The 25,281-nt window shown below is 56.3% G+C and carries 19 protein-coding genes; 12 read left to right on the top strand and 7 right to left on the bottom strand.

What is annotated here, in order from left to right; genetic code table 11:
• Positions 1-7 precede the first annotated feature (7 nt).
• The 5 genes from AB1L30_RS17215 to eda all read right to left on the bottom strand — a co-directional run bounded on the left by AB1L30_RS17215 (position 8) and on the right by eda (position 6,718).
• Positions 8-1,867, bottom strand: a complete 1,860-nt coding sequence (locus AB1L30_RS17215) for a hypothetical protein (RefSeq protein WP_367014640.1) — start codon at positions 1,865-1,867, stop codon at positions 8-10.
• A gap of 140 nt (positions 1,868-2,007) precedes the next feature.
• Positions 2,008-3,108 carry a DNA polymerase III subunit delta gene (gene holA, locus AB1L30_RS17210; protein ID WP_367014639.1) on the bottom strand — a complete coding sequence of 367 codons (1,101 nt, stop codon included), beginning with the start codon at positions 3,106-3,108 and terminating at the stop codon, positions 2,008-2,010.
• Between the two features lie 43 nt (positions 3,109-3,151).
• Positions 3,152-4,903 (bottom strand): hypothetical protein, encoded by a 1,752-nt coding sequence (locus tag AB1L30_RS17205; protein ID WP_367014638.1) that lies wholly within the window; start codon positions 4,901-4,903, stop codon positions 3,152-3,154.
• A 151-nt stretch (positions 4,904-5,054) separates the two neighbouring features.
• Positions 5,055-5,951, bottom strand: coding sequence for a DUF1559 domain-containing protein (locus AB1L30_RS17200; protein WP_367014637.1), 897 nt, complete (start codon positions 5,949-5,951; stop codon positions 5,055-5,057).
• 119 nt (positions 5,952-6,070) lie between these two features.
• Positions 6,071-6,718 carry a bifunctional 4-hydroxy-2-oxoglutarate aldolase/2-dehydro-3-deoxy-phosphogluconate aldolase gene (gene eda / locus AB1L30_RS17195; RefSeq protein WP_367014636.1) on the bottom strand — a complete coding sequence of 216 codons (648 nt, stop codon included), beginning with the start codon at positions 6,716-6,718 and terminating at the stop codon, positions 6,071-6,073.
• A gap of 879 nt (positions 6,719-7,597) precedes the next feature.
• Here eda and clpX point away from each other — a divergent pair.
• The 6 genes from clpX (at position 7,598) to AB1L30_RS17165 (ending at position 14,841) form a co-directional block, all read left to right on the top strand.
• Positions 7,598-8,887 carry an ATP-dependent Clp protease ATP-binding subunit ClpX gene (gene clpX, locus AB1L30_RS17190; protein ID WP_367014635.1) on the top strand — a complete coding sequence of 430 codons (1,290 nt, stop codon included), beginning with the start codon at positions 7,598-7,600 and terminating at the stop codon, positions 8,885-8,887.
• A 232-nt stretch (positions 8,888-9,119) separates the two neighbouring features.
• A complete protein-coding gene (locus AB1L30_RS17185; protein ID WP_367014634.1) occupies positions 9,120-10,085 on the top strand; it encodes a UbiA family prenyltransferase in 966 nt (321 codons plus the stop codon).
• 90 nt (positions 10,086-10,175) lie between these two features.
• Entirely contained in the window at positions 10,176-11,009 is an 834-nt protein-coding gene (locus tag AB1L30_RS17180) for a sugar phosphate isomerase/epimerase family protein (RefSeq protein ID WP_367014633.1), read from the top strand.
• A 133-nt stretch (positions 11,010-11,142) separates the two neighbouring features.
• Positions 11,143-12,465 carry a nucleotide pyrophosphatase/phosphodiesterase family protein gene (locus AB1L30_RS17175; RefSeq protein ID WP_367014632.1) on the top strand — a complete coding sequence of 441 codons (1,323 nt, stop codon included), beginning with the start codon at positions 11,143-11,145 and terminating at the stop codon, positions 12,463-12,465.
• A 271-nt stretch (positions 12,466-12,736) separates the two neighbouring features.
• Positions 12,737-14,353, top strand: a complete 1,617-nt coding sequence (locus tag AB1L30_RS17170; RefSeq protein ID WP_367014631.1) for a HEAT repeat domain-containing protein — start codon at positions 12,737-12,739, stop codon at positions 14,351-14,353.
• 11 nt (positions 14,354-14,364) lie between these two features.
• Entirely contained in the window at positions 14,365-14,841 is a 477-nt protein-coding gene (locus tag AB1L30_RS17165) for a hypothetical protein (RefSeq protein WP_367014630.1), read from the top strand.
• Here AB1L30_RS17165 and AB1L30_RS17160 read toward each other — a convergent pair.
• Both AB1L30_RS17160 and AB1L30_RS17155 read right to left on the bottom strand, forming a co-directional pair.
• The gene (locus AB1L30_RS17160) at positions 14,838-15,164 is read right to left on the bottom strand and encodes a YbjQ family protein (RefSeq protein ID WP_367014629.1); all 327 of its coding nucleotides are present in this window, start codon (positions 15,162-15,164) and stop codon (positions 14,838-14,840) included. The two genes, AB1L30_RS17165 and AB1L30_RS17160, sit on opposite strands and share 4 nt — an antisense overlap.
• A 212-nt stretch (positions 15,165-15,376) precedes the next feature.
• A complete protein-coding gene (locus tag AB1L30_RS17155) occupies positions 15,377-16,777 on the bottom strand; it encodes a hypothetical protein (protein WP_367014628.1) in 1,401 nt (466 codons plus the stop codon).
• A gap of 500 nt (positions 16,778-17,277) precedes the next feature.
• Between AB1L30_RS17155 and polA the strand changes: the two genes are divergently transcribed.
• The 6 genes from polA to ftsY all read left to right on the top strand — a co-directional run bounded on the left by polA (position 17,278) and on the right by ftsY (position 25,165).
• Positions 17,278-20,136, top strand: a complete 2,859-nt coding sequence (polA, locus tag AB1L30_RS17150; protein WP_367014627.1) for a DNA polymerase I — start codon at positions 17,278-17,280, stop codon at positions 20,134-20,136.
• 104 nt (positions 20,137-20,240) lie between these two features.
• Positions 20,241-20,870: a dephospho-CoA kinase gene (gene coaE / locus AB1L30_RS17145; RefSeq protein ID WP_367014626.1), complete on the top strand. Its 630-nt coding sequence runs from the start codon at positions 20,241-20,243 to the stop codon at positions 20,868-20,870.
• Positions 20,871-21,620: 750 nt separating this feature from the next.
• Entirely contained in the window at positions 21,621-22,880 is a 1,260-nt protein-coding gene (rho, locus tag AB1L30_RS17140) for a transcription termination factor Rho (RefSeq protein ID WP_345090843.1), read from the top strand.
• Between the two features lie 116 nt (positions 22,881-22,996).
• Positions 22,997-23,479, top strand: a complete 483-nt coding sequence (gene ribH, locus AB1L30_RS17135) for a 6,7-dimethyl-8-ribityllumazine synthase (RefSeq protein ID WP_367014625.1) — start codon at positions 22,997-22,999, stop codon at positions 23,477-23,479.
• 101 nt (positions 23,480-23,580) lie between these two features.
• Positions 23,581-24,000, top strand: coding sequence for a transcription antitermination factor NusB (gene nusB, locus AB1L30_RS17130; RefSeq protein WP_345086853.1), 420 nt, complete (start codon positions 23,581-23,583; stop codon positions 23,998-24,000).
• Between the two features lie 175 nt (positions 24,001-24,175).
• Positions 24,176-25,165, top strand: coding sequence for a signal recognition particle-docking protein FtsY (gene ftsY, locus AB1L30_RS17125; protein WP_367014624.1), 990 nt, complete (start codon positions 24,176-24,178; stop codon positions 25,163-25,165).
• Positions 25,166-25,281 lie beyond the last annotated feature (116 nt).

The raw sequence follows: 25,281 nt of genomic DNA, 5'->3' as shown, positions 1-25,281 counted from the left end.
CTCGTCCCTACTTGATACGGAAGTCGATCGATGACTGCCCGAACTTGTCGGAGGCAGGATCGCGAACCGTCAATTCTAAACGATATGAACCAGGCGTGATGTTCTCGGGCATGTAAAGCCGGTAAGGAACGTAGAAGTCGCGGCGACGAACGCGGCAACTGTCTTTCACTTCCGGGAACTGGCGAGCATCGATTCGACGCCCGGCCTGATCGTAGATTTCGTAGTTGCTTTGTAGCGTCGTTTCAAACTTGCCACCGTTGTCGCGGCTCGAGAAGTTGTCGACTTCGACGTACAGTAGCACTTCCTGTTGGGGTTGGAAGTCGTGCGAAGGGAAAGGCTTGAACTGGCCAAAGCTGTCGACGCTTTGGATGAACTCGAGATTCTTCAGTTCCAATGGGCTGGCGGCTTCCAGGTGCGACATCACGCGGCGGAACGATCCCAAGGCAAGGCTATGGCGTCGTTCGACCGGGATCTCTTCGACTTGCATATAGTCGGCCAGGCCAAACAGCGTGTTGCTCCAGACCTCTTGTTCTTCAGGGCTCAAGCCTTCGACCTTCTCTAAGGCGTCCGACTTGCGATCGGCGACCAGGTACAGCATTCGCAAGCGAAGCTGGGCGATCGTTCGTTCTTCTTCGGAGAGTCGGCTGTCACCGGCGACCTGTTGAAGTTGCTGGATCGAATCCGAAACTAGTTTCTCCCAGTCGCCGCTGCTTGATTCAGGCTGGTTGCGGGAAGCCCAGTAGGCAACCGTGTTGCCACGACGCGTGTCCGCAATCCATCCACGTCCCTTCAAATCGAAGAGGATGGCATGCAGTTCGTCGAGGCTCATCGCAATTGGGTTCGGCGAAGTCCGCGACTGTTCCGGACCGAACTGGGCGAGGTAATCTTTGTGCAACGCTTCGAGCGAAACCTGACCTCGTTCCCATAAGATCTGCATCACGCGGTATTCGTCCTTGGTCAGGTTGCTGACCGACTCCTCTTCGGCGGGCTTCTTTTTGGGCCCCGCCATCTTGTCTGGCAGACTTTTCGTGTCGTTACGCATCTGGTTGTAGGCGACAATCTGGACGTCTTCCGGGTAAAGCCCTTCGCTGCCGGCATCGACTTCCGTGACATGGGCAGCCAGTTGGACTCCTGCATCCCGGTGGTTTGCGGCTTCCAGAGCGACCGGCTGACGTGCTCCGGGCATCGTCTTTCCACGCTCGAGATCGATCGTTTTGGGATACAAATCAGGATCGACCTGGGCTAAGTGCGAGGTGTCTTGATGCATGTTCGTGGAAGGCAAACGCTTTGGGCCTTCTTCGGCATTGGTCGCCGGCTGTGGCACGCTGCCACTGGCGAGGTGCTGCTGGACCAGCTTTGTGGCATACTTCTGCACCATATCCTCGCTCTTGGCCGGAGGCGGTGCCTGCTGAGCGATCTTGGTTTCAGTCTTCGGGCCGAAGACTGGTTCGAGCTTGGAAAGCAGTTCTTCCCACTGCGAATCGTTGGCCGAGGCGAACTCGGTCAGAATCTGCTGCTTGTCCGCTTCCGGAAGAGTCAACGCGGCGACGCGAGCAGCATAGGAGGCTGGTTTCTTGGCTTCTGTTGATGGTGGCTGCTGCTGATCGGCTTCCGCCAGACGTGCCGCCAGCTTCTTGCCGAGGGAAACATCGCTGCTTTCCGACTCGACCAGAATATTCTTTTCCGGAGGCTTCTCTTCCATGCCGGCCGGCTTGGTCGACATTGGGCGCGCTTTGGTGGCGGCTTGATGGTCTAGGTAGCTGTTCAACGAGCTGGATTCTTTGGCGCCCCGGTTCCAACCGCTCATGCAGCCAGTCAGCAGAACGCTTAGCAGTACGATACAGGGAAGGTAAATCTTCGACATCATTCGCTCGGGCTTCCGTTGTTGGCGCGCTTGCGCAAGCCTTCTTCCAAGAAACGGTCCGGCGGATAGTAGGAAAACCTCAAGTTTGAAGCAAGAGATACCGATCGGTGAATCTTCGAGCAGTGATAGCACGCGGCGATCCGCTACCGAGCGTTGCTAGCTCGCGGTGGATCGAGGGCCTTCGAGAACGAAACCACCAGCTTCTCTAAGGCCAGTCGGCCACGAGTTTCGTGCGAGTGGCTTCCCTTCAGGGAGAGATCCAGCTCCAGCAGTTGGCGGTAGAGTCGCCCCCCGCGAATTTGCCCCAGGGCCAATAGACGACGCTGGGCTTCTTCCAACGCCTTGGGCCAGTTCGGGAAGCCTGCTTCCTTCAAGGCATCTCGCAGGCTGACGGCATCACCGCGGCGACGTGCCCGTTGATAGATACGCGTGGCGGCAGCAAAACGTCGCAGGCTCCAGGCGATCTGACCGTACAGCTTCTGAGGTTTCTCACCGGCTTGGAACAATCGGTCGAGTTGCAGCAAGGCATCCGCCGTCTTCCCTTCGACGGCCGCATCGACCAGGTGCCAGATCTCTTGCAACTGGCCACCATGCACTTGTTCGGTAACGAGCGCTTCGTCGATCGGTTGATGGATATCGACAAACAATGCGAGCCGGGCGATCTCTTGATCGATCAAACCGAGTTCCGTGCCGAGCATCTCGACCAACAGGTTCGCTGCGCCGACGTTCAACTTGGCATCGTGTTCGACCTTGGCACGCCGCACAAACCACTTGGCCAGGGCATCGTAGTCGAGCGAGGTCTTCTTGCCCGACTTCTTCTCAGGTGGATTGCATTGAATCTGAAGACCGGTCGCGTCGCACTTTTTGTAGAGACGCGTGTTGGCGGCCCACTTCTCGACCTGAAGAACCAGCACGCCGCCTGGACGTTTCTTCTCGAGAAAGTTTTCTAGTTCGTCGCGGTAACGGCTGACGAATGGATCGGCGTCTTCCACCACGGCAAGGCGGCGACCGGAACTGCCGAACAAGCTGACGGTCGAGACTTCATCGGCGACATCGACCCATGTCACGGTGTTGCCGGCAAGCTTGCCGTAAGGAACATCGGTATCAGCCCCCAAGACTGCCTGGCGAACCTTCTCGGTGGCCAGTCCGCGCAAGAAGGCGTCGCGTCCGAAAACAATGCAGACCGAAGGAATCGTCGTTTCCTCGGCGTCCAGAAAGTCGAAAGCATGAACCGTATTTGCCATGGCACCAAGTTACCCGGTCTGGCACCGATTGGCTACCGGCGACCTAGCGGACGGTGACCGGCATGGCGGCTTGTTCCGGCTGGTTGTTTCGCGGCTGGATCGAGCGAATTTGCCCCCGTGGAACGAGTCCATCGTTGGCGATGGCCCGTTTCAGAATGAATTCGCCAATGTTGCCGGCCTTGTCCTGCGATTCGACCTTCAGGTAGATGTCGGCGGGGACTTCCGGCGTAATCTTCCAGACGTATTTGCCGGAGTTCGCGATTTCTTGGGCAATCGGCTTCCAGGGGCCATTCACCGACGACGAGTAGAACAGCGAAATCGGCCGTTCGGTCAAGTTCGCATCGCTGCTGGTCCAGTTGATATCGAGGTGCCCGACATGAGGCCCTTCGCCATAGACAACGTTGGTCAGCGTGGCGACCGGTTTCGTCAGGTCAACATTCACCCAGATATCGGCCAGGTCACCCGCTTGGGGGCGGCGACCAGTCAAACCATTGCCACCTTCGACGACGATCCGGAAGCCGTAGATGCCTTCGGCTTGAACTTCAACATCGAAGGGACTTTCGCGGTCAGGATCGATACCGCCTGGTTCCCAGGTTTCGCCCCCGTTTCGCGTGACCCACAGTTCGATCTGACCGATCCCTGAAGGACCGACCGTATCGACACCGTAGTTCAAGGCGAACGTCTTCTGATTGATCGATTGCGGCACGACGCCTGGCGGCAGGCCAACCATCGCGGGCTGCGTAGGCTGAGGTGCCGATGGCTGGCCCGAGTTGGCAACCGGAGGTTCCATCTTCATGCTCGCCGGACGGAATCGATCTGGCATGCCCGATGGAATCGGAGCCAGGCCATTTCCGCCAGCGGCTGGTGGTGCCGGTTGCTGCGGAGCCGCGGCCAGGTTGCCGGCCGCTGGAGTTTGCGGGCGAGGCACTGCGTTATCGGTTGGCCATGGAATCGACTGCGACGGTGGTGGTGGCATGTCGACACGTCGTTGTTGGAATGGATCGACCGGAACGTTGCCGCCTGCCAGAGGATTGGAAGGCTGGCCATCCTGCCCCGGCAGCGGTCGGGAAACGCCATTCCAGCGAGGTCGCTGGGCGACCAATGGAACCGCGACCGATTGCTGCGAGAAACCAACGTTGCCTGCTTTGTCGTTCGCATCGAGTCGAACCAGCATCACGCGGTCGGTCGCGATCGGAAACCAGCGGGTTTCGCCTGCAATGATTCCATTGGCCTGATAGGCCTGACTGGGGTCGATCTGAACTTGCTGGAAAGGGCTTTGCTGCGAAGTCTGATAGCTCAGTCGAATCTGGCTCGCATCGATCGCCTTATCGCGGACCGTCCACTTGGCGATGACTTCGCCGCTGTCCAGGGCCTCGACTTCCAGGTTGATGACCGGCGTCTGGGTATCGATCGCCACTTTGAGTTCCGGTTTCATCACCGGCGAAGCATTCGTGGGCCGTCCCGAATTGTCGAAGGTCCGAATGGCGAACCAGTATTCGCCATCGCTGCTGGCTTGAAACACGAAGCGATCTTGCCGAGACGACTGGCGTTGGTAGCCCACCCAGTTCACGCCTTGATCGTTCGAGACCATCAGTTGAACTTCAGGCGTCGTATTGGGGGCATCGACCTGGTAAGGGATGCCGAACTCGGTCTGACGAATTACGACCGGCTCTCCCTTGTCTTGGGACGGCCGAGCTGGCTGCGCTTGCTGTGCTGATAGCATGCCAGGGCCGGATGCCAGCATCGATGCTAATACGCCAGCCGTGGCTGCGAGCATACGTGGATTGCTGAACATGAATGACCCTTTGAACGATAGAGGACGCGACAGAGAATCTATCGGTTGTTCGGGAAGGCCGCTTGACGGGGTCGCCCATATGGTACGCGTCAGCGAAGGCTGGCAATTTGTACCGGTCGTATCGTTCGTAACAATCGGCGAGGCCGTGCCGTCATGGCATGGTCAAAGTGCTCAGGTCGATATCGAGCGGTTCGCTGCCGCTACGAGTGGCTAAGGCCTGCAGACGAACAGGAGAAGTGTTCTCGTGGAAGTGGTAAGTGTCCCCGTTCAGCATGCCGACATTGCCGCTGAGCGTCGATGCTGGCGCGTTGGGGTCGGTGCGAATGATCATCGTTCCCTGAGGCGAATCGATATCGTAGTTGTTTGTCGGATCGGTCCAGTCGAGACCGATTCCATTCACCTCGACAATCGTGAGGATACCCTCCGGGTCATCGAGTGCTTGGGCACGCCCAACGGACTTGTCGCGGGGGAAGATCGAACGATTTCCGACGACGGCGGCAAAGTGGGTGATTGTGTTGTTGGCGGAAGTTTCGTCGAACGCACGAAAGACTGACGGCATCTGCATCGTGACGTTGACGTTATGAGCCGAATTCCAGGCCTCGTCGAATTTGTACTGGTCGTACAGATGCTGATAGCCGAGTTCTGGCAGGATCATGACCCGCCAGGAATGGGCTGGCTTCCCTTTCTCGTCCAGGAAGTAGGCCGGGGGGAAGGTGCCATGCGTGTCGTGGTACGCGTTCAAGGCGTTGATCAACTTGGCAATTTGCTGCTGGTTGGCCTTGTTGCGAGCATCGGTTCGCATCTGGGCGATCGCCGGCAGACCCACGCGAAAGATCAATACTGCCAGTAGAAAGAGCACCGAAAAGGAAACGACGGCGACTCCCAGAATGCCGATCAGCGTTCCCAGCTCGACGCCACGGTCGCGATTGTCGTCAGAGCTTTGTCCAGATCGGGCATTCTTGTTGTCCGAAGGTTCAGGAATGCTGATCGTCTTCGCACAGACAGCACATGGCCCAGTTTGCCCCGCATATTGATCCAGGACTTTCATCCTGGTTCCACAGTTGGGGCATTCAAACGTAATGGGCATCGGGTGTCAGCTACACGAAGAGTACGAGCGAGGAAGTCAGCACTTCGATTTATCGTAGCCCCGAGCATCCAGCGGAACAACTATTGAGCACGGAATCGCTGGACGATCTCGACGTACTGACTTGCAAGATCTCGGATGCGATCCATATTGCCGCTGCTGACGGCCGACTTCTCGACCAGCGAGCCGCCAATTCCCAGCGAACAGGCACCTGCCTTCAGGAACGATTCGGCCGTATCGAGGTTCACACCGCCTGTTGGCATCATGCGCACTTGGGGTAGGGGACCCTTCAAGGCCTTCAGATAGTCAGGACCGGTCAGGTCAGATGGGAAGATCTTGACGACGTCGGCCCCTGCTTGCCATGCCTGAACGACTTCCGTCGGTGTCAAAGCTCCTGGCATCATCGCTTTGTCGTAACGATGACTCATCTCGATCGTTCGCGGATCGACGATGGGAGAAACGATGAACTCGGCACCGGCCAGAATGGCAATGCGTGCCGTTTCTGGATCGAGCACGGTGCCAGCACCGAGCTGAATCTGGTCACCGAAGCGGTCGGCGACGTATTCAAGCACCTTGTGAGCCTTGGGCACGGTGAAGGTAACTTCGATCGCCGTGACACCTCCGTCGACGAGTGCCTGGGTGACGTCCGCCAGGATTTCCCCATTGTCCGCGCGAATGACCGCGACGACGCCCACATCGCAGATCTTTTGAACGGTTGCTTCGCGTGCCATGCCTGTTGCCCTAAATGATGCTTGAATAAGAGGATACGTCTGTATTAAGCCTATCGCCCTGAAAAGGGTGCTGTCAATTTGCCGATCGGGCTGAGCATTCCGGGCGAATCATTGGACGTCGCACGCGATAATGGAAATAATGGAGGATTGAGAGACTCCGGGCGGTTCGGTTGTATTTGCCTGGTAGGAAAACCTTGTCGATTCAACCTCTGCCGTACCGCGATGGAAAAGTACTACCTGCAGTTAGCATTCGCAGTATTCCTACTAGCGATATGCATCCTAGGATTGGCACTAACGTTCCACCTTGTGAGAAAATGGCGCGAATACTCGGACGACGACCAACAAGGACCCGATGGGATGCTATCAAAGTTCCGCGAAATGCATTCACGGGGTGAGCTATCGGACGAGGAATTCCGAAAGATAAAGACGGACATCAAAGCCAGAATCCAAGAGCCAGCAACAGTTTCGGAAGAAGCGGAACCCGTTTTTGCCGAAGATGCCAGCAAGGCGGATTAAGGTGAATTTGTCTGGTTTTGCGAAAGACAATCGCACAAACCAAAACATCGTTTCGTAATGCGAGGTGTGGTGCCTGGGAGGCCAACCAACGAGAGTTGCTAGTCGACTCTCTCTTCGCCCATGCGAAGCGGTATCAGCGTAGAGAGTTGCACGAATAGAAGCAGCTACTGCGGCTGAAGAATACGGCTCGAACTTCTTGCGGACAAGGATGCCCCCAGGCCAAACGGCTTCGATAAGCCATGGCCAGTCGAGCAGCACGTGGAAATTTTAACAGCCCTGGCCGGCATTGCATCAAGAGATTGACTCAAGGTCCCAAGCCCACTGCCAGACGCTGTTCCAAGCGAAGCCGAAAGGAGTTAATTCATGCCCGCAGGTAATGACGTTGGTGGATCCCGGCACAACAGCACCAACAAGAAAAATGCATTCTGCTCGTTCTGTCGTCGCAACTATCGCGAAGTTGGTCCTTTGGTCGAGGGCCCAGGCGACGTTTACAATAACGTGTACATTTGCGGCGAGTGCATCGACCTGTGCAAAGAGATCCTGGAAAAAGAGAACCGACGCCGTGGCGCCGGTAACAAGCTCTTCAACAAGATCCCCAGCCCTCGTGAAATCATGGCCAACCTCGACGAGTATGTCATTGGTCAGGATGGGGCGAAGAAGGTCCTCTCGGTCGCGGTTCATAACCACTACAAGCGACTGGTCGTCGGTCACGAAGGTTCCGACGTTGAAATCGAAAAGTCCAACATCATGCTGGTAGGTCCTACTGGTAGCGGTAAGACGCTGCTGGCTCGTACCCTGGCACGTATCCTGAACGTTCCTTTCGCCATCGGCGATGCCACCACGCTGACCGAAGCTGGTTACGTGGGTGAAGACGTCGAAAACCTGCTGCTGAAACTGCTGCACGCTGCCGACTTCGACGTCGAAGCTGCCCAGCGAGGCATTCTGTACATCGACGAAATCGACAAGATCGGCAAGACCTCCAACAACGTTTCGATCACCCGTGACGTGTCGGGCGAAGGTGTGCAGCAGGCTTTGCTGAAGATGCTGGAAGGCACCGTCGCCAACGTTCCACCACAAGGTGGTCGTAAGCATCCAGAGCAGCAGTACATCCAGATCGACACGAGCAACATCCTGTTTATCTGTGGTGGTACGTTCGTCGGTATCGAAGACATCGTGCGTCGCCGCATGGGCCGCAAGAGCATTGGCTTCGGTCAGTCCTCGGGCTTCAAGTCGGAAGCAGATGCTGCCGAACTGATGCGAAACGTCACCAGCGACGACGTCCTGGAATTCGGTTTGATTCCGGAACTGGTCGGTCGTTTGCCAATGGTCGCTTCGCTGGAACCACTCGATCTGCCAGCTCTCAAGAGCGTGTTGACGCAGCCAAAGAACGCCCTGATCAAGCAGTACCAAACGCTGTTCGAGATGGAAAACGCCGAGCTGCAGTTCACCGACGAAGCGATCGAAGCCATCGCCCAGCGGGCCTTGGCCAAGGGAACCGGTGCTCGTGGTCTGCGTTCGATCATCGAATCGGTCATGCTCGACATCATGTTTGACCTGCCAGAACAGGAACCAGGTTCCAACTACTCGATCACTCGCGAAATCGTTGAAGGCCGTGAAAAGCTTTTCAAGATGCCTGAAACGAAGAGTGCCTAAGAAGTCTCCTGACTTCCCCTCCTTTTCCAACGCAGAACCCCGCGTCATCGCCCGGCGCGGGGTTCTTTTTATTCCTCCCTCTCTTTTCGATTTATTCCCCGGTCGCCAGTTCTCGACGATAAAGGGCGAAAATCGTACAATCGCAGCCTAATCCTGACGCGCCGAACGAGCTTTCGAGAGATGCCCCTTGGACGATTCGAGCCAAACTGAATCCTCTGTCGACTCCCCCTGGTTGGCTTTCGGAAAACTGTGTCGACTTCCGAATCTATTCACGGCTTGGGCCGATATCTTCGCCGGTTTTTTCATCGTCTCGGCGTTTTCGAACCTGGGCATTGCCAATCTGAACGCCCCGGCGATCTTCGTGTGCCTGGTGCTGGCCTCGAGTTTGATTTACTCGGCCGGTATGGTGCTGAACGACTATTACGACCGAGACATCGACGCCCAACAGCGACCCAATCGGCCCATTCCTTCCGGGGCGATCGCTCCCCAGACGGCGATGCTGGCGGGCTATGGCATGTTGCTTGTGGGCTGCCTGGTCGCGCTGCTGGGGGGCTATGTTTACGTCGACTACGCTGCGATTCCTTGGCGAGGCGGGGTCGTGGCCCTGGCTCTGTCGGTTTGCGTGGTTGCTTACGATGCCGTCCTGAAGCGGACCTTTCTGGCTCCCTGGATGATGGGGGCATGCCGCTTTTTCAATATCTTGCTCGGAATGAGCCTGGCCAAGGGATTGCCCCTGGAAGACTGGCCTCAACTGCTGAGCTTTGATCTGGGACAACTGATGTTTGCCGGCGGGATTGGTCTGTATATCGTCGGGGTGACCTGGTTTGCCCGGACGGAAGCGACCGAAAGCAGCCGCCCGATGCTGATTTTGGGGGCCGGGTTGATGCTGGCGGGCATCCTGATGCTGGCCGTTTTGCCGTTCGTGCAGCCCTCGATTGTCGATGTCGACCGATCTCAGGCATTCGGCTTGGCAGGCATTTTGGTATTATTAAGTCTGTCCTTAATCCGACGCGTGGTGATCGCCATCATGACGCCGGTTCCCGAAAATGTGCAAACGACGATCAAACAGGCGATCTTGTCGCTGATTTTTTTCAACGCGGCAATTACCCTGGCTGTATGTGGAACGATCTGGGCGGTTTCGATTGTCGCCTTGCTGGTTCCCATGCTGGGGCTGCGGCGTTGGATGTATTCAACCTAATCACCACCCGGCAACTGCCTTTCCAGCAACACGCAGAACAAGCCGGACTGAAGTAACAGCGACACCAAAAGGCCGAAGGTACCATTGGGGATGATCCTGGGATACAACACGAATGGACTCGCGCATCACGATCCTTTCGATGCCGTAGAGATCTTATCCGAGATCGGATACTCGGCCATCGCGTTGACGATCGATCATCTGACGTTGACCCCCTTCGGTAATACCTATCTGGCAACTCGCCAGGTCGATCTGTTGGCCAAAGTTCTGGACGAAGCGAAGATGCGTTCGGTTATCGAGACCGGTGCCCGCTTCCTGCTGAACCCACGTGTCAAGCACGAGCCCACATTCGTCAGCCCTGATGCCAAAGGTCGGGACCTTCGTTACGAATTCATGCGGCACTGTATTGATACCGCCCAGACACTCAAAAGCGACTGCGTGTCGGTCTGGTCTGGGCGACTGTTGGACGATGTCTCGGAAGAGGTCGCCATGGATCGCCTGGTCGCGTCGCTCGAGCCAGTCCTCGACTACGCCGCCGAACGCGAGGTGACGCTTGGCTTTGAACCCGAGCCAGGCATGTTCATCGATACGATGGCGAAGTTCGATCAATTGCAGCAGCGGATCGATGCGACCAACTTCCAGTTGACCATTGATATCGGCCACCTCCATTGTCAGGGGGAAACCCCGATCGCGGACTACCTGCGGCGATATGGTGATCGGATTGTGAACATTCATATTGAAGACATGAAGGCCGGGGTGCACGAGCACCTACCCTTCGGTGATGGCGAAATCGATTTCCCGCCGATCTTCCAGGCTTTGAAAGAGATCGACTACCAAGGCCCGGTGAACGTCGAGTTGAGTCGCCACAGCCACGATGGGCCGAACATGGCCCAAAAGTCGTACGACTTTCTGAAGCCGCTAATTTAGTCGCGGTCTCTTATTCCAAAGCACATACGGCAGTGGCAAGTTGCCCCGGTTTTCTCGCATGGCGTCTCCGGTTAGAGTGACTTGATCGCCTTTTGCACTTCGTTCCTGCCCCCATCTCTGCGAGCACATTCTCATGGCCGACAACGTCGTACTCCTTTCGATCCCAGGCCTGCGAGCCTCCGACGTCGCCCACATGCCAAACCTGAAGGCACTGACGCAAGATGGCGACAAGGCGACCTTGGTACCAAGCTTTCCGGCCGTGACCCTTTCGGTGGAAACCAACATCATGACCGGTACCTTGCCGGTCGATCATGGTGTGGTGGCCAACGGTTGGTACGACCGAGCCAAGGGAGAAGTCGAACTGTGGACGATGGGTAACGAGGCCATCGAGCAGCCCCAGATCTGGGATATCTTGAAGAAGCACAACGCGGACCTAACTTCGGCTGTCTGGTTCCCGATGTTGAGCAAACGCTGCAAAGCCGATTACGTCTGCATGCCAGCCCCGGTGCATAACCCGGACGGCAGCGAATCGTTGTGGTGCTATACCCGACCAACCGAATACTACGGGGACTTGCTGGCCGAATATGGTCACTTCCCGCTCAAGTTCTTCTGGGGGCCATTGGCTTCGATTCCATCGACCATATGGATCTCGGACACGGCCGTGCTGACCGCCAAGAAACACAAGCCAAACTTCTTCTACATCTACTTGCCGCACCTCGACTACCAGGCCCAGAAGTTGGGCCCCGACAGCGAGGCGGCCATGAAATCGGTCGCGGAACTCGATGCCGTGCTGGGCGAGATGTTCGCCGGCTTGAAAGAAGCCTACGGCGAAGAAGTGCTGATCCTGGTCGCCAGCGAATATACGATCGTTCCAGTCGATCACGTGGCCTACCCGAACCGCGTGCTGCGAGAAGCAGGACTGTTGCAGGTGAACAGCGGCGAAGAAGGGGAAACGATCGACTACCCCGGCAGCAGCGCCTTCGCGGTGGCGGATCACCAGGTTTCGCACGTCTATGTGAAAGATGCCGACGAAGCGACCATTCAAAAGGTTGTCGAGCTATTCCAGGGAACCGAAGGCATTGCAGAGGTCCTGGCTGGCAGCGATCGTGGCAAGTACTTCCTGGAGCATGCCAATAGCGGCGACGTCATTCTGGTGTCGTCCGCCAACAGTTGGCAGGCTTATTATTACTGGCTCGACGATGCGGCCGCGCCGAAGTTTGCTCGCACCGTCGACATCCATCGCAAGCCTGGTTACGACCCGGTTGAACTGCATGTCGACATGGCGACCAAGTCGATTCCGCTCGATGCGACGCTCGTCAAAGGCTCGCATGGTGCACCGGCCCAGTCCGATGCCCAGCGCGGCGTACTGCTGTCGAACCAGAAAGGTGTCTATCCCGAGACCCCGATCGCCGACACCGACGTGTGTGACCTGATTCTCCGCCAGTTCAATATCTAAGGGGTTAGGATCCTCGATAATACTAGGGAATCGGTAGCTCTCCTCACTTAGGGGGTTCGCGATGGTTCGATCCTGCCCATTCCCCCTTCCAGGACCAGCGTTATCGTTCCGTTTGTAACGGTCGTAGGCTCTTTTTGTCCCACGGTTCCCGAAATCACTTCGATTCTCCCGGCCGATCAACGTGGTGAGGCCTAGATTTTCATGTAGTCGCAGACGCCCTGCGGGGCAGCTTGCGCCGAAATGGAATTAGATGTGCAGCGGGAATTGAAGCGTGCCTTCGGGAATCGAAAAAACCTTTCAGCTGTTAGCCAATACGGATAACCATGCAGTGGTTCCGGTGTTGGTTGACGCGCTCGACTCTCCTTATACCGATGTTCGAGAAGCAGCCTTATCGGCTTTACTTGAGCAGCGGCATGCTGTTGCGCAACGAGCTCTGGTACAGCGATGGCGTAATTTCACGCCAGTTCAACGGAGCTGGATCGAGCTTTCTGGCATCTCGCTCGAGATCGCACTTCGCGAGCTCATTCAATCGAACGACAACGAACAATTCACTCTGGCACTAGAGATCCTTGACCAGGTACCAGAGTTCGAACTCATTCCTTCGCTGGCCGTCATCGTACGAGATTCAGGGCATGCATTCCGCGATCCAGCGGGCAATACGCTGGTGAACCTGGCCGCGAACCTTCGTAAGAAATTGCGGGACGACGGCATCCAGGCCAACGTCGAGTCGGTACGCAGCCGGGCGATCGATTCCCTCGGGGATTGCATTCGTCACTACGAACAACACGAATCGCTACCGATTCTGGAAGCGTTTCTGGTTCTCGTCACGCGCGAGAATCAATTGCTGCGAGAGGCTTGGAATAACCCTCGCCACCCGGCTCACTCGGCGATCATTCGCTTCCTGCGGCATAGCTCACGACCTGAGATCATCGAACTGGTCCTCAGCTCGCTCACCGATATGCACCCTGCCGGCCCGGTGCTGAATATCATCGGTTTGCGACACGATCCGGCATTCATTGCCGAACTGACCACGCGGGCTCAAGGATCGATGAACGATACCATCCGGCGTAACCTCTCTCGACTGACGAAGGTTGCCTGGGCGGAAGAACATAGCCACGTACTGGATAAGCTGAATGGCTTGCAACAAGCGGCAGCGGTTCATATGTCGATGTCGACATCGATTGGCAGCGATCGACTCTACGATCTGCTGATCATCATGGCCCATTCCAGTCACGCCAGCGGTCGCCTCGCGGCTTTGGAAGAGTTGGCCAGTTACGTCGATCCCAAGACCAACGAGCTTATTCTGGAAGCGGTCAGCGATCGGAACTCTGCAGTCCGGGCCGAAGCGTTGCGTCAGCTTCGTCCACGTGGCATTCCTGGGGCAATCAAGCTGTTGCTGCAGCATCTCGATAGCCCACAGCTTATCGTGCAAGACACGGTTCGCAAAGCGCTGGCCGAGTTCAATTTCCCTCGGTATCTGGCCGCTTTCGATAAGATGAGCCCCGACGCCCAAAAGAACAACGGACGCCTGGTGCGTGGTATCGATGTGAATACCCAGCGGTTGTTAGCGGCAGAGCTAACCAGTGACGCTTCTTATCGCCGCATGCGAGCCTTGAAGGTGATTGATGTGATGGAAAATCACATCGATATGGAACCTGATTTGATCAAGGCGATGCAGCACGACGACTATTTTCTGCGAGCCGAAGCGGCCAAGCTGCTGGGCCACTGTTCGTCGTCCACCGCGGTGAACGCACTCCGAAACGCGATGCTCGATCGTAACGTGCGAGTTCGCGAAAATGCGGAAGAGAGCCTGCGAAAGATTGCTGGCAACAAGTTCGTTCCTCCCACGACCGAATCGTCTCCGGGCGAAGGTCGTCTGAAGACATAAGGAACGAACCTATGACAGCCCTCTGGAACTTGGTTCTCTTGGCCGACCGCGAAGCCGACTTCACGGCGATGGGAGATCACTTCCGTGCCGAGTCGGCTCACTTGAATATTCCCCACTTATTCGTGCTGGGACTCTCGGTTCTGACCGTCGCTTCGCTCATCTGGGCTTTAACGCGTTGGCAGGACAACGACTTTGCATGGAACCTGGACAACCCTCAGCGATTGTTCTGGGATCTCTGTCGGCGACACGAGTTGAACACCAACGAGACGACGTTGCTCCGTAAGGTGAGCCGCGAACTGCAACTGGCTCACCCAGCTAGTCTGTTCGTCGATCCTCGCTTGCTGATCTCGGCCATGCAGTTGGAGAAGTTCCACGACCTGCACGGCGAGATTTGCAAGCTGGGCGAGATCTTCTTTGGCTACCATCTGTGGCAACAGGCGATGGCAGCCGATAAAAATCGGAAGCAAGAAGAGTCACTCGTTGTTTAACCAGCGATGGGACGGATCTTTACGGCCGTTCCGTAGGCCAACACTTCGGTCGATCCCTGCATGAATTCGCTGCCGTCGTAACGCATGGCGATGATGCCATCGGCGCCAACTTGTTCCGCGTGCTCGATCAGCAGTTGATAAGCATGGCCGCGGGCTTCTTCACACACGGCGACGTATTCGGGGATATTGCCGCCTGCGATCGAGCGGATCCCACCGACAAACCCACGGGCAATCCCCGTCGAGCGAACGATGATGCCGCGAACGACTCCGAGGTATTCGACGATTTCGTAGCCGGCGATATCGTTGGCTGTCGTGACAATCATGTGTTGGACTTCCTTGTGCCTTGGTGAGATGAAACCAATAACGAACGGAGTAGGTTATAGTCGCTCTCGCGGCCTGAAGGGGAGAGCGATTCGATGCTTTTGCTCATCGACCCAGCCGATGGGAGTGCCGGTGGATCAAGGCAGACCGCGCATGAAAAAAGCCGAGAACATGTTCTCGGCCTTTCCCGTTTTGCTGATTGAAGATCGGCAGCTTAGAAAGCGCTGTTGCCACTTGGACGACGCTTCTGGAAGCCAGCCTTTTCCTTTTCGGCCTGAGCTTCGAGCTCTTCCAGCTTCGAGGCGGCATTCAAGCGAACCAATTCTTCGGCTCCGACATAGCCGGCCCAGTCGATGAACTGGTCGACGCGGATGGCCTGGATACCGTTGGCTCGGGCAGCTTCGTTCATCTGCGAGTAAGCTGCGAGGCCGCCTTCCGAAGTCTTTTCGGTTGGGCGTTCGCCGAGGATCAGGTAACGAATGTCTGGGGTCAACGCACCCTTGATGCTGCCGGTTTCGTCGACGTAAGCCGAGACCACGCCGCCAGCCGTTTCGATGATACCACGCAGCATTTCCGAGTCGTCCTTGTCGTCGCCATCGATGTCGATGAAACCGACGATTGCGAACTTCTCTGGACGTCCTGGAGTCCAGGTTGGGGTGAAGATGGTATCGCCAGGCATCACTGGGTTCGAAACATCGAAGTTGGTGATACGAGCTTCGGCCTGGTGACGATCGTGAATCTTGGTGACTTCGATCGTGGCCTTAGGATCGATACCCGCCAGGTTTTCCTGACCGACTGGGAAGACGCTGAAAGTCATCTGAGGACGCAGCAAGTCTTGCGAACCGAGGTTGATCCAGACGGTCTGTTCTCGCTGGTTCGACCAGACAACCTTGCCGTCTGGACGATCGGTGATCTGAGGCTGGAAGTCCTGGTTAACCTTCTTCAAGCCTTCCACCAGCTTTTCGAGGTCTCCCTTTTCCTTGTCCATCACCTTCTTTTCCTGGGTGAACTTGGCGGTCACCTGAGCGACCTGGCCTTCGATAGCTTGCTTCGAGGCCAACACCTTCTTTTGGTCATCCTGGAGAGCCTGACGCGAGGTGTTGTATTCGGCGGTCAACTTCTGGAGACGATCTTCGGCCGAGTTCTTTTCCGAGATTGCCTTGGCAACGTTGGCATCGGCGGTCTGGCGGATGGTGTCACGTTCGGCCTGCAGGGCATTGACCGTTTCGCGAGCGGAAGCCAACTGTTGTTCCAGAGTCGAGTACTTGTTGCGAAGCTCGACCGGGATCTTGCGGTAGTTCAGGGCCTGGGCATCAGGAGCGGTACCGTTTTCATCGGCGACGAACGAATTAACGTCGCTGGTGAACTGGGTTTCGACTTCTTCCATGGTCGTTTCTTCGGTATGACCGATGATGACCTTCAGACGGTTACGTTCCAGCAGGTACTCGCGAGCCTTGCTCGATTCCGACTGAGCACGCGTGTTTGCATCCTTGGCATCGGTCTGGGCTTTCAGGTTCGCGTTATAGAACACGCCTGTGGTGATACCCAAACCAACCACCATCATGACAAGCAAGATGACGGCGATCTGAAGACCTTGATTATCGCGGGCTGCCATGTGCGGAATTCTCCTTCGGGCGACAAGTGGTAGGGAGACGAGTCCAGGAATTACGGTCTCCCCAGTTTGCCTAAATTAGTCAAAGCTAGGGCAAATGCCAATCCGGCCGTTGGTAGGGACTACGTAAAATCTACGTAAGACGCTCTCAATTGGGCGTGATGGTTAAGCGATTGTTAACCGAGCTGCGGATTAGCGAAGGTGGATGGGTTGTGACTGAGCAGTATTATGCCAGCATTGTTAGTCTACACGGCAAAAACCGGGAAGTCAACGAAATGGAATTTTCGTAAGTCGTTACATCGCAATGGATTGATGGCATTGATGGAATAATTATTCATGGTGATTTTTCGCAACGCACCTTCAGGGAGTCATGTTGAAAATGCACCAAGGGACCAAAGTGTGTTAAAACGCAACGCTGCTTGTTCGTAACTCGTTACTCCACAATAATCTACGTGCAGGGTGATCTTTCCGATCTGACATCGGCTTCTCTTTCAGCAGTAGACATGATGAAAAATCGCACGCGGCAGACGTCGCTTAGTTTCGACACGGACGACGCTCAGGAAATTTCGGAAAAATCGCCGACACCGCCCGTAGTTGCTCAGCCAGTTGGGGATCCGGACGATCTGACCGGCAAAGAGGTGTGGGTGGTCGATTCGCACTCCCTTATCTTTCAGGTCTTCCATGCCATCCCTCCCATGACGGGGCCGGCCGGTCAGCCGGTCGCAGCGGTGTATGGGTTTGCTCGTGACATGGTCTTCCTGCTCGAAAAAAAGAAGCCGGACTATCTGATCTGCGCGTTTGATCTTTCTGGGCCCACGTTCCGCAACGAACTTTACGATCAGTACAAAGCCAACCGCGACGAGATGCCGCAGGAACTCCCTGCGCAGATCGAATCGATCCGACGGATGCTCGACGCGATGAATATCCCCGTGTTGGCCAAGCCTGGTTTCGAAGCCGACGACATCCTGGCAGCCGCCGCGAAGGTTGTGGAAGAGAAGGGGGGCCGCTGCACGTTGGTGACGACCGACAAAGACTGCCGCCAGTTGATCACCGACAACGTACGGCTGTTCAACGTGCGGAAAGATGCCTTCTACACCGCCGAGTCTTTGATGGAAGACTGGGGCATCCGCCCTGATCAGGTCGTCGATTTCCAGGCGATGGTGGGCGATGCGGTCGACAACGTACCTGGTATTCCGTTGATTGGTCCTAAGATCGCGAAAGACTTGCTCAATCAGTTCGGCACTTTGGAAGAGGTGCTCGATAACGTCGACAAGATCTCGGGCAAGAAGCGAAAAGAGAATATCACCAACGGTCGCGAACTCGCATTGGTCAGCAAAGACCTGGTTCGCCTTCGCAACGACGTGCCGCTGGAATGGGACTGGGCCAGCTACCTGGTCAGCCCGGTCGATGGCCCGGCCTGCGAAGCGTTGTGCGACGAATTCGGTTTCCGCACGCTTTCAAAGCAGCTTCAAAACCTGACCACGGCCGGCCCAGGTTCGGTCCCCGCGGCAAGTGTTTTGGAAAGCGAAACACTCGATTATCAGGCGATCGAAACGATCGACCAGTTGAAAGAACTGGCCAAACTTCTCGGCGAGCAAACGCGGATCTCGGTCGATACCGAAACAACGCATACCAATCCACGTTGGGCCGATCTGGTGGGGATCTCGGTTTGCTGGAAGCCTGGCACCGCGCGGTACATTCCGATTCAAACACCGGAAGGAGACGCGAGCTTGCCACTGGAAGAGGTCGTCGAGATCTTGCGACCGGTGCTCGAAAACCAAGCGATCAAGAAGGTTGGGCAGAACCTGAAGTACGATCAGATCGTCTTCCGAGGTGCGGGGATCGATCTGGCAGGCGTCGACTTCGACACAATGATCGCTCATTACTTATTGGAAGCCGGCGCACGATCGCACGGACTCGACGAGCTGGCACGTCGCTATTTGCAGCACGAAACGGTCAAAATCAGCGAGCTGATTGGCACCGGCAAGAAGCAGATCTTGATGAGTGAAGTGCCGCTCGAAAAGATCTCGTACTATGCCTGCGAAGATGCCGATATTCCTTTGCGGCTGTATGAAATCCTGGGTGGGCGTCTCGACGAAGAGGGGCTGAACGATCTGTTCGACGATGTCGAAGTTCCTTTGGTTGATGTCCTGGCCGAGATGGAATTCAACGGCATTCGTGTCGATACCGATCGCTTGAAAGGCTTGAGCGATTCGTACGGAGAACGCCTGGCTGAGGTCGAGCAGGAAATCTATAAGATCGCCGAGCAGCCTTTCAACATTGCTTCCCCCAAGCAGCTTGCCGAGATCTTGTTCGAGAAACGGGGCCTGCCAGTCATCAAGAAGACTAAGACAGGGGCTTCCACCGATGCCGAAGTTCTTGAGCAACTCGCCAAGCAAGATCCGCTGCCGAAGAAGATCGTCGACTTCCGTCAGTACGCGAAGCTGAAGAACACCTACATCGATGCGTTGCCGAACATGATTTGTCCGAAGACGAATCTGGTGCACACGTCGTTCAACCAGGTGGTCGCCGCGACCGGTCGCTTGAGCTCGAACGAACCGAACCTGCAGAACATTCCGATCCGGACGGAAGAAGGCAAGGAAATCCGTTCGGCGTTCAAAGCGAGCCGCGATGGTTGGGTGTTGGTGTGTGCCGACTACTCGCAGATCGAACTGCGTGTGCTGGCTCACTACAGCAAAGACGAAGCCCTCCGCGAGGCGTATCACAACGATCAAGACATTCACGCCAAGGTCGCGTCGGAGGTTTACGGCATTCCGTTAGAGGAAGTCACCTCCAACGAACGCCGCAGCGCCAAGGCAATCAACTTTGGAATCGTCTACGGGCAAAGTGCGTTCGGCCTTGCCAAGAGCCTCGACATCGAAAAGGACGAAGCATTTGGTTTCATTGATGCATACTTCCGCAAATACCCAGGCGTCGACGACTTTATGGAGAACACCTTGAAGCAGTGCTTCGTCGATGGCTTCGTGAAGACGATCCTGGGACGACGGCGTAAGATCGAAGGGGTCCGTTCGCCACAGAAACGAGATCGCATGGCCCGGCAGCTTCTGATGCCGGAACGGACCGCCGTCAATTCGGTGATCCAAGGTTCGGCTGCGGATATCATCAAGCTGGCCATGATTCGGGTCCATCGAGCACTGGCCGGATCCGATCTGCAATCACGATTACTACTGCAGATTCACGACGAACTGGTGTTCGAGGCGCCCCCGGAAGAAGTGGAACCGTTGGTGAAGCTGATGCTTCCTGAGATGACCGGAGCTGTCGAACTGGATGTGCCGCTGGTCGTCGATGTCGAGGCAGGCCAAAACTGGGCCGAGTGCGAGGCAGTCGATTTCAGCGGGTAAGTGTCCACCCAAGAAACTTTGGCAGGGAAAAAAGGCCAGATATCTTCTTGGGATTCAATCCCTTAAGGGCAGCTTCTCTGCCATGAAGCTGCAAGCATGCTGCAATGAAGACAATCGGTATCCTTGGGGGAATTGCCTCAGGCAAGAGTGCCGCGACCGAGGCGTTGCGGCAACTTGGTGCGGTGATCTTCGATGCCGACAAAGCTGGGCATCAGGTTCTCGAAATGCCCGAGGTGAAAGAGCAGATTCGGGATCGCTTTTCCAACGATGTTTTTGACGAAGAAGGAAACGTTTCGAGGCCCAAATTGGCCCGGCTGGTGTTTGGTAATGCCGACGACCATCGGCAAGCACTGGCCGACCTCGAGAAGATTTCGCATCCCCGCATTGGGGCGTTGTTGGAAGCAGCCCGCTTGCATGCAATGGCAGAAGATGCCCCGGCATTCGTGTTAGATGCCCCGGTAATGATTAAGGCGGGCTGGATTCGCCACTGCGACTATGTCCTGTTCATCGATTCCTCTCGCGCCCATCGGCTGCAACGAGCACTTGCGCGAAAGTGGACTGAAAATGAGTTTGACATTCGCGAGGCAGCGCAGGAAGAATTAGAGGTCAAACGGAATCTCGCCGACATCGTCATTCCGAACAACGACGACTTATCCCAGCTACGAGCCGCGATCGAAGCCTTTTGGAAACGGCAAGTCGCCCCCCCGCCAGGTCATCGCGGGAATCCGCGATAGCTTCCCCCAAAGATTTTCCTTTTCATCTCATATTGAGCTAGGACTGAGGGCGATCTTTTAGTGGCGATCAAACCCACCTTAAAACAAAGGTGGGGGTCGAGAACCTTCCTCCGGGAAAAGATGCCTGAATTATCGTTACCCCTTTAAATTTCAACCATTTACGAAGACTGGTATTCCTTCGAATATCGCCTCGCGAACTTTCCGGCCATTTGCTACAACGAAAGAGTCTCCTCCTCATTCCTGGAACAGCCGGCGTCCTTCGTTCACGCCATCCAAGCCAATTCATGAACCGATTCCCTTGGAAACCGGTCCAGGTTCGTTGGTTGAAGAGAGCTCCTTTTATCAGTTCCGGCCCAGGAAACTTCTCTCGGAGAACGATCTCCTATGCCACACAGAAACACGACGACAAACCGAAATTCCAATAACAGTTCGAATTCCACGAGCAACAAACTAACTTCCCGCGTCTCGAAGGACGGGAACTCGTTCGGTGCTGGCATCTTGCCCGAAACCGACGGCAACGCTTCGGAACAACCCACTCAGCCAATGTCCAATTCGCCCCAATCTTCTGATTCCAATTCGAACCATGGTTCCGACGGTCATCGCCACTCGCGCGGACCGTCCAAGCGGAACAACAATCACTACGACGACGGTCCCGAACCGATGTCGCTGGCAGAGCAGATCGCCCGAGGCAAACAACGCGGAGAAACGGTTGAAGAGGACGAGCAGTTCGAGCAACTCAAGCACAGCGAAGTGCATATCGCCGAACTGCAGAAGATGTCGATGACCGAGCTGATCGAAGAAGCTCGCAAAGAAAATCTTGAAGACGTATCGGGCTCGCGCCGCCAGGACCTGATCTTCCGTATCCTGAAGGAACGCGTGAAGATGTCGGGCCTGATGTACGGCGAAGGGACGCTCGAAATCCTTCCCGATGGCTTTGGCTTCCTGCGTAGCCCCGACTATCACTATCTTTCGTGCCCAGACGATATTTACGTCTCGCCGAGCCAGATTCGTCGGTTCGGTTTGAAGACGGGCAACATCGTCACCGGCCAGATCCGTCCGCCCAAAGAAAACGAACGTTACTTCGCATTGCTGCGAGTCGAAGCGGTCAACTACCAAGATCCGAACGTCGCCGCCCAGAAGGTCTTCTTCGATGACCTGACGCCGCTGCATCCCGACGATCGGATCCGGATGGAAACCGCGACGGAAGAAGTCAGTGGCCGCATTATCGATCTGATCGTGCCGATCGGTTTCGGTCAGCGTGGTCTGATTGTCAGCCCGCCTCGTGCCGGTAAGACGATCATGATGCAGAACATGGCGAAGGCTGTGTTGGCGAATTACCCCGACGCGTACGTCATCATGCTGTTGATCGACGAACGTCCGGAAGAAGTCACCGACATGGAACGCCAAGTGAAAGGCCCCAACTGCGAGGTCATCAGCTCGACGTTCGACGAACCACCATCCCGCCATGTTCAGGTCGCCGAAATGGTGATCGAAAAGGCGAAGCGAATGGTCGAGTTCGGCACCGACGTGGTGATCTTCCTCGACTCGATTACCCGGTTGGCGCGTGCTTGGAACAGCGAATGCCCACCATCCGGCAAGCTTCTGTCGGGCGGCTTGGATGCCAACGCATTGCAGCGACCGAAGCGATTCCTCGGTTCGGCCCGTAAGGTCGAAGAAGGGGGCTCGCTGACGATCATCGCCACCGCCCTGGTCGATACCGGTAGCCGCATGGACGACGTCATCTTTGAAGAGTTCAAAGGAACCGGTAACCAGGAAATCGTGCTCGATCGCCGCATGGTCGATCGACGCATCTGGCCTGCCATCGACATCAACGCCAGCGGTACGCGTCGCGAAGAAATGCTGATGGACCCGGACGAATACCGCCGCGTGTGCATCTTGCGTCGTGTCTTGAACGACATGAGTCCGACTGATGCGATGGAGTTTTTGCTGGGTCACATGAGCAAGAACAAAACCAACGCCGAATTTCTAATGAGCATGAACGTCCAGTAGCCAAGCGTACTGGCCAACCAGGCTCTGTTTTGTCTCGTTCCCCCGTCGACCTATCTGTGGCGGGGGATCTTTGAGACTCGCTCCCCATTTATCTGCATCCTTGCCGAGGCCCTTCCGTGCCAAACACTTACACCGGAACTGACTTCCAGCCGGAAGATCTTCAGGTCGCCATTGTCGTTTCGACCTACAACAACTCGATTACCGACAAGCTGCTGACCGGCTCGCTGCAAACACTGGAAAGCCGCGGAATCAGCACCGACAAGATCGACGTGGCTAAGGTACCAGGTGCCTGGGAAATCCCCCTGGCCGCCGCAGTAATGGCTCGCACCAAGAAGTATGCCGCGGTAATCTGTCTGGGATGTGTGATCCGTGGCGAAACGACCCACGACGTGCACATCAACACCCAGGTCAGCCAGACCTTGGGTAACCTGGCGATGGAATGCGAAATCCCGGTGGCTTTTGGAGTTCTGACGTGCAATACCGTCGAACAGGCGATCAGCCGGTCCGGGGGGGCTGTCGGAAACAAAGGTGTGGAAGCGGCAGAAGCGGCCCTCGAAATGATGGGACTTCTCCGAAAACTGCCAGTCGCGAAACCATGACCCTGGCTCGCTCGCTATAATTCAACAGACGCAACCGGCCAGCCCCACCGAATTCAGGCCGGTTGTACGTTTCTCGAGACGAGGCACTCTCTTAGATTCCCATGGCAAGACGCAGTCGAGCGCGCGAAGTTGTTCTTCAGATCCTCTACCAAGAGGACCTTAATCCCGATGCCGATCCCGGTCTGGCAGATCAGTTCCTTCGCGCACGCTTGAAGAATGATGAGAACCTGGTCGAGTTCGGGCGATACCTCCTGGTCGGTACCCGCGAACATCGCAAGAGAATCGATATGCAGTTGGAACGGTTCGCCGACAACTGGAGCTTGCGGCGTATGGCTGCGACCGATCGCAACTTGTTGCGGTTGGGGGCTTTCGAGATTCTTTATTCGGACACGCCGGCCCGCGTTGCCATCAACGAAGCGGTCGAGTTGGCCAAGCGTTTTGGGGGCAAGCACAGCCCGCAGTTCGTGAACGGTCTGCTGGATCGTATTCTGAAGAGCAAGCAAGCCCTGGGGGATGCGTAAGCACGCATCCTTCTAAGTCTCAGGCATCCGCAACCTTTCCGCCGGCCCAGTTCTGTCGGCAAAGGCAGCTACCTGAAACCCTCGGCAGACAAATTGCCTCGAATGGGGTACATTGGCGTGCGGACCCCCTTTCATGTTTGCCCAATTAAATAGGCATAAGGCGAGAGTCGTAACGATGGGAATTTTCGGTTTCGGTAAGAAGAAAGAAGACGCTGAAGGCACCTCGTCCGAAGCAGGAGCCGAAAAGCAGCCAGGTTTCTTTGGCCGCTTAGCGCAAGGCATGACGCGAACGCGTCGCCTGTTGAATACCGACATCCGCGACCTCTTCAAGGCGGAAGGACGCCTGGTCGACGAAGAGCTTCTCGACGAGATCTTCGCCATCCTCATTCAAACCGACATGGGAGCCGGTCCGGCGACGCAGATCAAAGATCGGATCGCCCGCGACTTCCGTGGCCGTATCGTCCATACCGAAGACATCCTGAAAGACATTCGGGAAGAACTCGCCAGCCTGATGCACCAGGATGCCGAACCAATCAAGATGGCGGCCGAAGGCCCCACGGTGATCCTGGTCGTCGGCGTGAACGGCGCCGGCAAGACAACCACCATCGCCAAGCTCACCCGCTGGTTTATCGATCAAGGCAACTCGGTTGTGCTGGGGGCCGGAGATACCTTCCGTGCCGCGGCAACCGAACAGTTGACCATCTGGGCCGAACGTCTCGGGGCCACGATCATCAAGGGAGAGCAGGGGACCGACCCCGCCAGTGTCGTCTTTCGTGCGGTGGACGAAGGCCTGAAGGCGAATGCCGACGTGATCATCATCGATACGGCCGGTCGTCTGCAAACGCAAAAGAACCTGATGACCGAGCTCGAAAAGATGCGTCGCGTCATCGGTAAGAAGATCGAAGACGGCCCGCACGAAGTGCTGCTGGTCCTGGATGCGACCGCCGGCCAAAACGGGATCAGCCAGGCCAAGGGCTTTTCGGAAGCGGCTCAGTGTACCGGGATCGTGCTCACCAAGCTGGACGGGACCGCCAAGGGTGGTGTCGTTGTGCCGATTCGCAAGGCTTTCGAACTGCCGGTCAAATTCATTGGTGTGGGTGAGAAGCCAGAAGACCTGACGCGCTTCGATACCAATACCTTCTGCGACGCCTTGTTCGCCGAGTAATCGTCGGCAAGGTTCTGAATCAGAGAGGTTGCTAGCGGCGTGGCATGGCCTGCGCTGGCGTTCGTTATTACCGGTTCTATTCTCCTCAATTTGCGTCTCGTACCGGTTCTGCGGGA

The sequence above is a fragment of the Bremerella sp. JC817 genome (genome assembly GCF_040718835.1).
In the GTDB taxonomy this organism is placed as follows: domain Bacteria; phylum Planctomycetota; class Planctomycetia; order Pirellulales; family Pirellulaceae; genus Bremerella.
The sequence above is the reverse complement of the archived record's forward strand: the minus strand, read 5'-3'. Positions and strand labels throughout refer to the sequence as shown.